Origin of the sequence: Butyrivibrio sp. INlla14, from assembly GCF_900102515.1 — a bacterium.
Taxonomy (GTDB): domain Bacteria; phylum Bacillota; class Clostridia; order Lachnospirales; family Lachnospiraceae; genus Butyrivibrio.
This window is the reverse complement of the sequence record NZ_FMVS01000018.1, coordinates 50,201-64,784: the sequence shown is the minus strand read 5'-3', so window position 1 is coordinate 64,784 and position 14,584 is coordinate 50,201. Positions and strand designations below refer to the sequence as shown.

At 41.5% G+C, this 14,584-nt stretch carries 7 protein-coding genes; all 7 read left to right on the top strand.

Features of this window, described 5'->3' with window-relative positions; all coding sequences use genetic code 11:
• Positions 1 to 2: 2 nt before the first annotated feature.
• The 7 genes from BLO53_RS12350 to dnaB all read left to right on the top strand — a co-directional run bounded on the left by BLO53_RS12350 (position 3) and on the right by dnaB (position 14,568).
• Positions 3 to 3,554 carry an MFS transporter gene (locus BLO53_RS12350; RefSeq protein WP_092062099.1) on the top strand — a complete coding sequence of 1,184 codons (3,552 nt, stop codon included), beginning with the start codon at positions 3 to 5 and terminating at the stop codon, positions 3,552 to 3,554.
• 9 nt (positions 3,555 to 3,563) lie between these two features.
• Positions 3,564 to 4,049, top strand: coding sequence for a hypothetical protein (locus BLO53_RS12345; RefSeq protein WP_092062096.1), 486 nt, complete (start codon positions 3,564 to 3,566; stop codon positions 4,047 to 4,049).
• A gap of 128 nt (positions 4,050 to 4,177) precedes the next feature.
• A complete protein-coding gene (locus BLO53_RS12340; RefSeq protein WP_092062093.1) occupies positions 4,178 to 5,341 on the top strand; it encodes a YibE/F family protein in 1,164 nt (387 codons plus the stop codon).
• A gap of 28 nt (positions 5,342 to 5,369) precedes the next feature.
• The gene (locus BLO53_RS12335) at positions 5,370 to 10,592 is read left to right on the top strand and encodes a CehA/McbA family metallohydrolase (protein ID WP_092062090.1); all 5,223 of its coding nucleotides are present in this window, start codon (positions 5,370 to 5,372) and stop codon (positions 10,590 to 10,592) included.
• A 129-nt stretch (positions 10,593 to 10,721) separates the two neighbouring features.
• Positions 10,722 to 12,773, top strand: coding sequence for a DHH family phosphoesterase (locus tag BLO53_RS12330; RefSeq protein ID WP_092062087.1), 2,052 nt, complete (start codon positions 10,722 to 10,724; stop codon positions 12,771 to 12,773).
• A 3-nt stretch (positions 12,774 to 12,776) separates the two neighbouring features.
• Positions 12,777 to 13,223, top strand: a complete 447-nt coding sequence (gene rplI, locus BLO53_RS12325; protein WP_026489971.1) for a 50S ribosomal protein L9 — start codon at positions 12,777 to 12,779, stop codon at positions 13,221 to 13,223.
• 1 nt (position 13,224) lies between these two features.
• A complete protein-coding gene (gene dnaB / locus BLO53_RS12320; protein WP_026489970.1) occupies positions 13,225 to 14,568 on the top strand; it encodes a replicative DNA helicase in 1,344 nt (447 codons plus the stop codon).
• The last annotated feature ends 16 nt before the right edge of the window (positions 14,569 to 14,584 follow it).

Below are 14,584 nucleotides of genomic sequence, written 5' to 3'. Positions count from 1 at the left end.
AGATGAAACAGAAATTAGCTATTCTCAACGAAATATCATTAAACGACTATATACTTGTTTTCAAGTATTATATGAAGAATGCAAAGTGTGCGCATGTTACAGGCTTTGTAAACGCGCCGTTATTATATGCCAAGCCAACAGATGCTGAACTTGAGCAGCTTGTGAATGATGCCCAGAAACATGGGATGCTGATAAAAGATGGAAACAACACTACGATAAATGAAGTTGTTTTGACCTGTATTAATGCATGGGCTCACAGCCCAAGTGTGGTTGGAATCAAGAAGGCAAGCTTTTCCGATAAAAAAGCAATCTATTTTGCCAGAGTGGAAGGACTGTACCTTGCTACATTTCAGGATGCTTCCAAGGATAAGATCATACTTGCTGCCGATGATGATCTGGATGCACTGTATGACTATTTCCAAAGTGAAATTGAGAAAAAAGATATTGATAGAAGCTTCAAATTAAAGAATGTAAACAAATCATTTAAAGATAACGGAAGCGATGTTAGTCTAGAGGTTACTCCAGTTAATCGTATTTTCCTGCAAACTCTGGATAATGGAACTGGGCACAAATTGCCAGTAGACGAACTTATCCACGTTGGAAAAAAAGAGCTTGAGGAAATAAAGCTTGATGAAAATCAGAAGGTTTCAGGCCTTGAAAGAAAAGGCAGTTCAGAGCTAAAAAATGTCATCGAAAGTTATATTAACAGAAACCTTCCGGTAGGACCAAACAAGAAGATAAAGGCCGATGAGCCAGTAAATGAAAAGAATTCTGATCCTGAGTTCTACACAAGACTCAGCTTTATGAAGCTTACTCAAAGCGAGGCCTTTCCTAAGGGATTTCCAGGCTTTCTCAAGATGATGCTTGTAAACTTTATCAAGAGTTTTACAAACTGGAAGGAACTTATCAAGAAAATACTAGCAACAGTACTGATGACGGTGCTGACTCTTGTATGGAACCTTTTTGCGCTTTGCTATCTTAATGACACCTTTAATATAGACGATAGAGCTATTTTTGGAGATGCTACAGCTTATATTCTGGCTGGAGTTGCAGATACTACATGGATCAAAGGATTTCCACCCTTTTTAAAAACTGTTAATACAGTTACGATCACGGCTTTGTTGTATTTTCTTTTGGCGATTGCTGTAAAGTCATTGGCAAGAGATATAGTAACGGGAAAAGCCAAAAACAATACCAGGCACGTATTTTCTTTTGGAACTAATCTTAAAAACTATACTACAGCAGTCGATAAGAGCCTTGGCTTTTATATTTGGATGGGACTTGCTGTATCTGTGGTCCTTAACCTTTTGATATTCAACCCCTTTACAGTTCTGTTACTGGCGTTGATGATTCTCTTTTCCTGCATGAAGTGTGAGGATGGCGCGTTTACACCTTTCCTCATGATGTTTAATTCCTGCATCCGCTATAAGAGCGTTATGAGCGGTAAAGGGAAAATGCCACTTTTTGGAGATTACCAGCTAAAGCTGTTTGGAGTATCAGTAGGTCTTTTGCTGTGCTCAGTCCTCAATTGGGTATTATGGTTTGCTCTCGACTTTAATTTCTGGGTAAGACTTGCTATTTCCGCAGTTTTTCTTGTTTTTGCTTTGATGAAGCTCGGAATTATCAAAGTGGGTAAGCCGGCAGCAGCGTCATTCCTTATAGTTTCCTTAATTGCTATAGGTGCTTTCCTTGCAACCAAAGAAGCTTCACTTATAGCCCTTGCTGACGACGGCGGCTGGACAGAATCTGGTGGAACAATTGCCGGACTTATGCAGAATTATGGCTGGCCAACTATTTTTGGCTTTTCTCTTGTCCTGGCAGGAGCGGTAGCTGTTGGATGCCTGACTTTTGGGCTCGGTACAGCTGTGGTACTTGGAGCCTCTGCAATTACTTTTGGTACGGCGGCAAGTTTTGCTACATTTACAGAGACAGGAAGAAAAACAGCCTATGACTTTATCTGGGGCAAATATAGTAAATATGGCGGAGATTCAAAAATTGCTGAACTTCTGAGCTTAGGAGTCTCTTTGGTACCAGGTTTTGGAGATGCCTTTGGCGTTATTACAGGTATAAGAGACTGTTCCTATGACATCAAGGAAGGCGATTATATGTCTCTTGTTCTTGATTCCTTCGGACTTGCCCTTGATGTGCACGGATTATCCGGAGAAGTAGGAGATTTGCTTAAACATTCTGACGATGTTGTGGACCTTGTGTCAGAAACAGGCACACATTTGGATGATCTGGGACTTGCTGGTGGCAAAAATATAGATGATATTGTTTTGGGTGGCAACAGCAAAGTTGAAGAAATGATAGAAACAGCCGGAAGGCACATGGCAGACATGGCGGAAACGGGCAGCAAGCATATGGATGATCTTGCTGAAGTTGGCGGCAAGCACATGGATGATATGGCGGAGATAGGCGGCAAACATGCTGATGAAGCTTCATCAGCTGTCCTCAAACAGGATGTGGAGCCTCGCGTTGACCCGTATAAAATTAAAGATGCTAAATACAATGCAGATAATCTTCTAGCTGCTGGTAACAGTATCAAGGCTAACGAAGAAATTTCAGACGCCATAAGAAAATACGGTAAAGAGGCAGGATATTCTGAGGAAACAATAAATGAGTACCTTGAAAAGATAGACAAGCATCAGATAACAGATGTAAGTAGTAAAATTTGGGGAGATGGCTACTGGGATTTAAGCGACGCTGACAGAGAGCTTTTTGAAGAGATGGCATCAAACGAGGATGCAGCCTTTAGTGCTATGACCAGGGGCAAAAAAGATGCGCTTGAGAACTTGATGGAAACTTCGAAAAGATTTGATGAAGGCGTATATGATTCTTCATACACACTTGATCAGATTATGGATTTCAAGCTTAATAAAAACGCAGGTCCGAAAGATTATTCAGCCATTACCCACGGCGACATGCTTCCAAGAGCAGATGAGTTTATAAGCGATGAAGCAGTAATAGATTATGTTAAGACGCTTTGCCCTGATAATGCTAACCTGGCAAAGTGCACCACCTTGGAAGAAGTTGCTAATGAGCTATATGAGAATCCTGTTTCTGTAGAGTTTGTAACATTCCAAAATGCGCAGGTTGGTGCAGCTAATTTTGAGACCTTCGGTGGTAATTTTGGAGATATCAGATATGATGTTCCAGGTGGTGGAGGTACGTTTTGCTCGCCTGTTTCTAATTTGGAAGTTTATGCCAAGGAATATAGCTCATGTTGTACAATGGAAAATGGCAAGTTTGTAATTACTGATTATGCCACATTTGGAGATGAGGTATTATCTGGAGTTAAGCTTAACAATATGGATGGAGCATACATGATAAAGACCAGAGTGCCTTTAAACGGACGTAATCTTGGTATGCCATCAGTTAATAACCGCAGTGCATTTTTGGAACAGTTTGTATCTGGAGGTCACTTGCTAAGCGGTGGAACGGAGGTCACAATCCATCCCCTTGAAAATGTCCTTGGCGCAGCTACAGATACTGGTGATAAGCTGGTAGGAACTGTTGACGGAATAGATTTTGAGATTATAAGAATGTGCGATTAGGAGAATAATATGAGCGATATTATTGAGAGTATGGAAAAAGAGGCAATGGGCCTTGTTAAGATCGTAAATAAAGAGTATCTCTCTGGTAAAAAAATAGCATACTTTGTAGTGCTGGTTGGAATGGGACCTTATAAAGTTGAACACGCCGGAAATGGCCACAACAGTAATGTTGTAGTCAGGGCTATTCATAAATGCTATAGAGAAGACAGCAGTCAGCAGTATGATAAGGGCTTTCAGGACGGGCTTATATATATGGCAGGTGTAGCCAACAAAGTAGAAGCAATGAGTATTGTGCTGGATATATTTTTCTATGAGCTCAAACTGGAAAAAGAAGGGAATGCAGCCTTTTCTATTGAAAGGGGAAGGATTCTTAACCACATCAATGAAAAGCTCCGTGAAAAGAATGAGGAATTTAGCCAAAGCAAAGGCTATGAAGACTGGATCGCGCGATATAAAAAGTACGCAAAAGAAAAATATGGCATACTTTTGGGCTGAAATATGCACTGAATAATTTGTGTATTTTTTGTGTATTTTTTGTGTGGTAAATATGTTTGTTATCTGTTAGAATTGAATACGCACCCCAAAAATTGGGGTAATTATCTTTTTGGAGTTGGTTCTTAAAAATGGGGAATGTTCGGGGGAACAAATCTACTAATTCTAAATGGGATAGTACGAGGATTGCTGCCATCATTATCTTGGTAGCAATTTTTGTGTTATCTTATTTTCTTATCCATTTCGGATTGGTTCAAAAAGACGAGAATAAATCTACGTCACATTTTGTAAGAGCCAAGGTAGTGTCGCTGATAATAAATAATACACAGGCAGACGAAACTACAGAAGGGCTTCGCAGAGGCTCTCAGGAGGTGATCGTCGAGGTTACATCAGGCCAGTTTAGGGGCAAACAATACCAGACCTCCAACTACATGAGCATGCTCTTTAATATAAACTGCAAGGAAGGAACAAGAGTTATTGTAAGACTTGACCCCAGAAGTGAGGACGATGGTTATAGCGCCTTTATATACAGCTACGACAGGACCTGGATCCTCTTTGGGTTATTTATGATATTTGCCTTAGCCCTTATAGTGATAGGAAGAGGGAAGGGGGCAATGTCTCTATTATCGCTGGTATTTATACTGATATCGGTGGTGGGAATTCTGTTCCCACTTATTGAGTATGGCTTTCCGGCTATACTTGTGACTATTCTTATTGTCTTTTATACAACAGTATTCACATTTGTTTTAATTGATGGAATCAACAAAAAAACAATCAGTGCGGCACTTGGAACTCTCTCCGGAGTTGTAATTGCCAGTGTTTTTGCGGCAATCGCCGGTGCATTATCACATATTTCAGGTTTTCAGACAAACGAAGCTGAGGAATTATTATTGATCGGTACAGACCATGGGATGAAACTCAAAGGTCTCTTTACAGCGGGTATTCTTATCGCATCTCTTGGAGCAGTTATGGACGTTGCAATGAGCATTGCTTCTGCCATACATGAGCTTCATGAGGTTAACGAGAAGATGACTGCCATAGAACTATTCCGTTCTGGTATGAACATAGGAAGGGATGCTATGGGGACTATGGCTAATACCCTGATCCTGGCATTTGCCGGATCATCCTTTACACTTCTTTTACTAATCTATTATTACAACATCTCTTTTACGCAACTTATGAATACCGATATGGTTGCAAGGGAAGTGATACAAGGGCTGTCAGGTAGCATAGGAATAGTACTCACTGTACCGATTGTGGCAATCCTCTCTGCCAGAATAGAAACACTAAAATGAGAGATGAAAAAAAGAAAGGTGGGAGCGTATGAAAAACAGAAAGCGTATACTGGCTATGATCCTTGCGGGATTTTTGTCAGTAACAACAGCGTTTCAGACAACAAGCGCTGTGGCGTTTGCTACAGATGTAACTGAAATGTCTGTTGAAGCAGCTAGCACGGAAACTTCCGAGGCTGAATTGCCTTCAGAAGCAGCTAGCTTGGACAGCAGTACTGGAAAGACTAACGAGACTGTTTCTGATGTAGTAGTTGATGAAAAATCAGAAACTGAAAAGACAGATGAAAAGCCAGTAGATGAAGCTTCAAAGGATGCAGAAGCAGCCGCAACTGAAGCTGAGGTAAAGGCAGAAGTTACTATTACTACTATCAAGGAAGTAAAAGAGAAAGCTTCTGGCGAATTTACAGTACAGGGCGTTGTTAACTATGTGAATGGTAAAAATGCTTACGTACAGGACGATACAGGTGCTATTTGCCTTTATGGAATCAGCGGACTTAAGGTAGGAAGCCTTGTTACAGCTAAGGGAACTTTCCAGGATTATAATGGACTTCTCGAGCTGTCAGGTGCAACACTCATAGAAAAAGATGAGACAAACACCAAGGATTATGGTTTTACAACCTTTGATGGTGATGAGGTTGCAACACTTGTAGCAAACCATGATGACTACGAGTGCCAGAGAGTAATCCTTAAGAATGTGACTGTTTCATCCAAGGCAGACATTGAAAAGGGTAAGGTTACTCTTTCTTCTGGAACATCTACAGTCCTTGTGTATGACAAGAACAATATTAAAAATGCTTTCGGAGATATTGCCGAGGGAACCAAGGTTAACGTAACAGCAGCTGTTAGCGATTATAAGGGACTTCAGGTTGTTCTCTACTCTGATGATACACACAAGATGGTAGAGGTTGTAACTCCTGAAGAGCCAGTAGAACCTGATCCTACAGATGTAGAAGTTGATGATTCAGTTACAATGGACATCGCTTCATTTGCAGGAACTGACCTGTCAGCACATGATGGGGACCTTGTTGTATATGCTGACGGATCAGCAGCTAATGACTGCGCCAACAAAGAGCATGAGATCACTGCTTATCAGAGCGGCAAGCAGGTAACTCCTGTTTACACATATTCCAGTAGCGGAAATACATCAAGTATCATTGGCTCAAAGGGAATGATGGCTGGCGACTATTATCAGATTACTGTTTCTGGTACTGGTTATGGTCTTTACACACTCTCTTTTGACATGAAAGGCTCAAACACAGGAGCCAAGAACTGGACTGTCTCCTACAGTACAGATAATGAGAATTACAGGACCATTGGAGATAAGTTCTCATTAGAAGGAACAAACTGGAAGGATGGTATTACTTTCTCTGTTCCTGCTGACGTTAAGCATGTTGACAAGCTCTACTTCAGAGTAGGACCTGCTGATGACACTTCTATCAATGGAAAAAAGATTGCAAGTGGTGGAGTTAACAGATTTACAACAATCAAGGTTACAGGAAGCCCTGTAAAGTCTCCTGATATCACATCAGCTGTAGATATCACTCCAGAAGCAGGCGAAGTTCCAACGACTCAGGAGCTTACAATGTCTTCTGATACAACAGGAGCTACAATCTACTATTCAATAAATGGAGGCGAGTTTGCAGTATATGATGATGCAAATAAGCCTGTACTTACACCAGAAAGCTTCGTTGCAGCATCTGAAACAGATGTAGTAAAGAAGGCAGTGGTAGTTGCCTATGCAACAGCAGAAGGACGTAAGGATAGTGTTAAGAAGGAATTTATTTATACACCAGCCAAGGTTGCCACTGTAAAGGCAAGTCCAAATGGCGGAGCTATCAGAAAGTCAAGCCCTGTAACACTTAAGACTGCTACAGAAGGTGCCAAGATCGAGTACTCACTTGATAAGGGCGAGACTTGGGTAGAATACACAGATCCATTCAAGCTTACAGAGCTTCCAGCCACAGTTATGGCTAAGGCTACATGCGAAGGCTATGAGGAAAGTGTAGTAGCTACATTTGAATTTACAGAAAGACTTAACGAAGAATACAATATTTACTTTGGACAGCTTCACTCACACACCAACTATTCAGATGGTGCTGGTACATGTAATGAGGCGTTCAATCACGCTGCTAATGAAGTTGAAAACCTTGACTTCCTTGCAGTAACAGATCACTCTAACTCTTTTGACAACGATACAAAGGCAACAATTACAGATGGATCAGCTTCATCTGAATGGGTAGAAGGACACGAACTTGCAGACAAGTACACATCTAGCGACTTCGTAGGTATCTATGGATATGAGATGACATGGTCAGGCGGAGCTCCTGGACACATGAACACCTTTAACACAGGCGGATTCATGAGCCGTAACATGGCAGGTTATGAGAGCAAGTCACGTGTAGCTCTTCAGAACTACTACGCACAGCTTGTTAACACACCTGAGTCAATCAGCATGTTCAACCACCCAGGAACAACCTTCGGTGATTTCTATGACTTTGCTTATTATTCAAAGGCAAATGACCAGCAGATCACACTTATCGAGGTTGGTAACGGTGAAGGCGCAATTGGAAGTTCAGGATATTTCCCTTCATATGAGTATTACACAAGAGCCCTTGATAAGGGATGGCATGTGGCTCCTGCAAACAACCAGGACAACCACAAGGGCAGATGGGGAGATGCAAACACAGGTAGAACTGTAATCCTTGCAGATTCCCTTACTCGTGAAAATATTTATGATGCTATCCGCAACATGCGTGTATACGCAACTGAGGATAACGACCTTAAGATCTACTACACATTAAATGGTATGGAAATGGGTACTGTACTTGATGAGACACCTTCAGAGGTTAACATCAAAGTAAAGACAAATGACCCAACAGACTCCGGAATGATGACTGTAGAAGTTATCACAAACGGTGGTCTTGCTGTAGCAACCAAGAAGGTAGAAGCAGCATCTGGAGAGGCAGACTTCACTCTTTATCCAGACAAGAACTACTACTATATCAGAGTTACACAGGCAGACGGAAACATCGCAGTTACAGCTCCAGTATGGATATCAAGTGTTGAGGCTGTAGGAGTTGGTTCTCTTACAACAGACACATCACTTCCAGTAGCTGGAGAAGCACTTAATATCAACGCAACATTCTTTAATAACGAGACAACTGACTTTGACGTAAGATCAATTGTTTACACAGCAAACGGAGAAATTATCCACGTAACAGATGTTTCTGGTGATAACGCTGTGATCAAGTCCCAGGGCGAGCTTAACGATTCTTTCTCATTTACATGTGATAAGGCCGGCAAGCAGAACATAGAAGTGGCACTTCTTGGTTACCTGAATGGATTTGAAAAGAGATATACATCTGCACTTGAACTTGTGTATGTATCACCAGATATGGTTACACACGTTGTTGTAGATGCATCTCACCTCAATGACTACGTAGCTGGCTACTATGCTGGAAACGTTGGAAACTTTGCAGATATCGCAGCAGCTGATTATGTAAAGGTAGACATAGTTAAGACAGAGATTACAAGAGAAACACTTGCAAATGCATCTGTATTTGTGATTTCTGCTCCTAACAGAAACACCAAGTATGGCGAAGTTAAGCACTTCGAGGATTCTTTCCTTGAGCTGGTAAAAGAGTATGTGGCAAATGGAGGAAATCTTATCGTTTGCGGTATCGCTGATTACCAGGATACAGCTGATTGTCAGACATCAGTAGAAATCAATAAGCTCCTTACTGCTATTGGTGCTACAACTAGACTTAACTCAGATGAGATAGTTGATAATGACAAGAACGGTGGTCAGGAGTACAGACTTTACTTTACTAACCACAACAGAGACTGTTACCTTACAAAGGGTGTAACAGATACTCAGACCTATAGCGCATACAGTGCATGCTCAGTTCGTCTTGATGAGTCAGCAGTTGCAGCAGGCAAGGCTGAGGCAATCGTATATGGACATGAAACAACATATACAAAAGACTGCAAACAGCTTGATGATCAGTATGTTGCAGTTCCTAAGGGAAGCGTAGTTGCTGCAGCAAGAGAAGAACTTGCAAGCGGATCAGAAGTTATCATTACAGGTACAGTATTCCTTTCAAACTTTGAAGTTAAGTCAGAGCTTGATTACGGCGGACAGGAGTACTACTCTAACCGCAATATCCTCCTTAACTTCCTTTCAAATAATAAGAAGGAAGTAGAAGTAAGCACAATTGCTGAGATGAGAAAGGGAGAGCCTGGAGACATCTTTACAGTTGAAGGATATGTAACAGCAGGAACAGCAGTAGAAGGCAATAAGTTCTTTGACACAATCTATATTCAGGATGAGACAGCTGGTACAACAGTATTCCCTATCGCTGAAACAGGAATTGAACTTGGAACAAAGATAAGAGTGACTGGATTTGTAGATGGATATCAGGGAGACAAGGAAATCCAGATCTACAACTACAAAGTTCTCGATGCTGAAAAGAAAGTGATTGAACCCAAGAAGGTAACAACTAAGGAAGCTGCTGATTACGAAGCACTTGGCGGATCACTTTTAAAGGTTGAAGGTAAGGTTACAAAGGTTGTAACTAACTCAACAGGAGTGGATTACTTCTACGTAGCAGATGAGACTGGTGTAGAGACAAGAGTATTTATCGATGGTTATATCCTTGCTTCTGACGGAAATGACACAATTGCAGAGGATGCAGTAGTAGGTAACACAGTAAGTGCTGTTGGTCTTTCATACTACAATCCAGATGGCCCTTGCCTGCGTGTTCGTGACAGAGCTGAAATTGTGCTTGTTGCTACAGGAGACCCTGAAAAGCCAGAGGCTACTCTCGTTACAAAGTGGGGTTCAACTTACTATGTGACAGAGGATGGAACAAAGCTCACAGGCTTCCAGACTATCGATGGTAATGAGTACTACTTCAACGCTAGAGGCGTAATGCAGAAGACAACCTGGATCACAGTAGATGGAAACAAGTATTATGCTAAGGCTGACGGAACACTTGCCAAGAACGAGTTTGTAGATAAGTGGTCTAACAGATACGCATTCGATGAGAATGGAGTTCTTTATACAGGCTTCTTCACATTAGATGGCAAAGACTACTATGCTAAGGAAAACGGCACTGTGGTAAAGCAGAGCTGGATCACAGTTGGTGAAAACAAGTACTATGCAAAGGGTGATTACACTCTTGCCAAGAACGAGACAATCACAAAGTGGACAAAGAAATACACATTTGATGAGAACGGCGTTCTTATTAAGTAATAACTACAATTAAATAGTATTTAACTAAAAATGAACTCCGTGATAGAGACTTATTTCTATCACGGAGTTTTGTGCTATACTATAGTAAGTGATAATTTGTCCATAAATTTGGGGAAGAGGACTTAGATAATGCCTAACAAGAATAGAGTCAAGCTAAAGGGGAAATTAAAGACATATCTACGTATATTCTCATATCTGGGAATACTACTTGTTCTTATAAATGCAGCCGTATTTACAGTTGATATAACTGCAGGCCTTATTCTTCTGGCCTTTACCGGTCTGTATTTCATAGCGGTTTTGTATCTTAATTTCTATAACAAACCCATTATTATGAATGAACTGGTAAGCTTTGCTACGGAGTATGGTCAGATTCAAAAGAAGCTCCTTCGAGAGCTGGATCTTGCCCATGCAATCCTGGATGATACAGGAAAAGTTGTATGGACTAACCAGGCCTTTGAGAGGATCACCCACATAGACAGGAGCTTTAGAAAATCCATCACATCTGTATTTCCGGCTATAACTCCTGATAAGTTCCCAGAAGGTTATGAAGAAGCTTCCTATGAACTTGAATATGAAAACGGCAATTATACCATGAAGCTTAAGAGAATATCTCTTCATGAAATGGCCGTTAATAGTGACATAATAGATGCCAAGGACTACGAAGGCAGTCTAATTGCGGTTTATCTTTTTGATGTAACTGCATTAAAGCTTGCAATTGACGAAGTTGATAACCAGTCACTGGCAGCAGGACTCATATACCTGGACAACTATGAAGAGGCTCTTGATAGTGTAGAAGAAGTCAGAAGATCTCTTTTGACAGCTCTTATAGATCGTAAGATCAATAAGTATATTGCTTCCTGCAATGGTATTGCCAAGAAAATCGAGAAGGACAAGTACTTTGTGGTAATGCCCAAGAAGTCCTGTGAAATGCTCAAGGAGCAGAGATTTGACCTCCTTGAAGATGTTAAGACTGTAAATATTGGTAATGAGATGGCAGTTACGCTCAGTATTGGTATTGGACTTGATGGTCTGTCCTATGCTCAGAATTATGAATTTGCCAGAAATGCCATAGACCTTGCCCTGGGCCGAGGCGGCGACCAGGCTGTAGTCAAGAGTGCAGACAATATTTCTTACTACGGCGGTAAGAGCCAGCAGATTGAAAAGAGTACACGAGTTAAGGCCAGAGTTAAGGCCCATGCCCTTAGAGAAATTATCTCAGGTAAAGATACAGTTATCGTTATGGGACATAGGATTGGTGATGTAGATAGCTTTGGCTCCTCTGTAGGTATTTATAGAATAGCCAAGACACTCGATAAAAAATGCCATATCGTTCTCAATGATGTGACTACATCCATGCAGCCTTTAGTTGATCTGTTCAAGAGTAATCCTGAATATGAGGAAGACATGATCATAAACAATCAGCAGGCTATAGACATGGCCAGCAGTAATGCGGTTTTGGTAGTGGTAGATGTAAATAAGCCTAGTATTACAGAGTGTCCTGAACTTCTTCGTTTCTGTAAGACTATAGTCGTTCTTGATCACCACAGAGCAGGAACAGAGATAATTGAAAATGCTACACTTTCTTATGTAGAGCCATACGCTTCATCTGCATGCGAGATGGTTTCTGAGATTCTTCAGTACATTGGAGAAAACGTCAAGATAAGAAATGAAGAGGCAGACAGTCTATATTCAGGAATGATAGTTGATACCAACAACTTCATGAATAAGACCGGTGTACGTACCTTTGAGGCAGCAGCTTTCCTCAGGAGGAATGGCGCCGATGTAACAAGAGTACGTAAGCTCTTTAGAGAAGATGCTACAGAATACAAGGCCAAGGCTGATGTTGTCAGTCAGGCAGTAGTTTACCGTGACAGATATGCAATATCTGTTCTTAGAAATGATGAAATCCAGAGCCCTACTATAATAGGCGCTCAGGCAGCCAATGAACTGCTTAATATTAAGGGCGTCAGAGCCAGCTTTATCTGTACTGAGTACCAGAATCAGGTATATGTCAGCGCCAGATCAATTGATGAAGTCAACGTTCAGGTCATCATGGAGAAACTTGGCGGAGGCGGACATATGAGTTCTGCCGGATGCCAGCTGGAGGGCGTAAGTGCCGAGCAGGCTATAGAAATAGTCAAGCAGACACTGGATAAAATGATAGAAGAAGGAGAACTTTAAATAATGCAGGTAATTTTGTTAGAAGATGTTAAGACACTTGGTAAAAAAGGTGAAGTTGTAAAGGTAAGCGACGGCTATGCCAAGAATTTTGTTATCCCTAAAAAGCTTGGAGTAGAGGCTACTCAGAAGAACTTAAATGAGCTCAAGAACCAGCAGAAGAGAGATTCAATCGTAGCTCAGCAGCAGCTTGATGAGGCTAAAGCCTACGGAGAGAAGATCAGCAAGGAAACAATACAGCTTACAATGAAAGCAGGAGAGGGCGGAAGAGTATTTGGTTCTGTATCCACCAAGGAAATTGTTACAGCTGCCAAGCAGCAGTTTGGCTTTGATATCGACAAGAAAAAACTTCAGATGCCTGAGCCTATAAAGTCATTTGGAACCTATGAGATTCCAGTTAAATTGCACCCACAGGTTACATCCACAATTAAAGTTTGCGTAAAGGAACAGTAAAATGGCAGAAGAGGCACTGTTAAAAAGAGTTGCTCCGCACAGTCTTGAGGCTGAGCAGTCTGTAGTGGGCGCTATGCTGATGGACAAGGATGCCATAGAAATCGCGGCAGAAATAGTAACGCCAGAGGACTTCTATGACAGGCAGCTCGGAACTCTTTTTGAAACAATGGTTGAACTTAATAAAGAAGGCAGTGCGGTGGATATTGTAACCCTGCAGAACAGGCTCAGGGAAAAGAATGTTCCGCCACAGGTCAGCAGTGTTGAATTCATTGGTGATCTTGTCAATGCGGTTCCTACATCTGCAAATATCAAGTATTACGCTCAGATCGTTGCAGATAAATCCACTTTGAGAAAGCTTATCCACGTTAGTGAAGAGACAATAAATGACTGCTATTCTGGAGCTGATGACATGGAAGGAGTCTTGAATGACGCTGAGAAAAAAGTCTTCCAGATTACCCAGAAGCGTAACACCGGCGATTTCGTTTCTATAGACCAGGTGGTTATGAATGCTCTGAACAGAATTGAGGTTGCCAGTAAGATGAAAGGCAATGTCACAGGACATTCAACAGGCTTTACTGATCTTGACTATAATACAGCCGGATTCCAGCCATCTGACCTCATCCTGATAGCAGCCAGACCTGCTATGGGTAAGACGGCATTTGTTCTGAACATAGCTGAGCATATGGCTTTTCATGATAATAAGTGCGTTGCCATGTTCTCACTGGAAATGTCCAAGGAGCAGTTTGTAAACCGTCTCCTTTCCATGGAATCCCACGTTGATTCACAGCATATCAGAACAGGTAACATGTCTGATATGGACTGGGAAAAGCTTATTGAATCAGCAGATGTCATTGGTAAATCCAAGCTTATAATAGACGATACACCTAGTATTTCAATACAGGAACTCAGGTCAAAATGCCGTAAGTATAAGATGGAATTTGACCTTCAGGTCATCATGATCGACTACCTTCAGCTTATGTCCGGAGGAACTGGAAGAGCATCAGAATCAAGGCAGCAGGAGATTTCAGAAATTTCCAGATCTTTAAAGGCTCTGGCCAGAGAATTAAATGTTCCGGTTATTGCTCTTTCACAGTTGTCCCGTGCTGTTGAGCAGAGGCCTGATCACAGACCTATGCTATCTGACCTTCGTGAGTCAGGAGCCATCGAGCAGGATGCAGATATGGTAATGTTCCTGTACAGAGATGATTATTACAATAAAGATACTGAGAAAAAGGGTGTGGCAGAAGTTATCATTGCCAAGCAAAGACACGGCCCAATTGGAACTGTAGAGCTATTGTGGCTTCCACAGTATACGAAGTTTGCAAACCTTGAGAAGGGGCACTAAGGGGCTTCGCCAAATG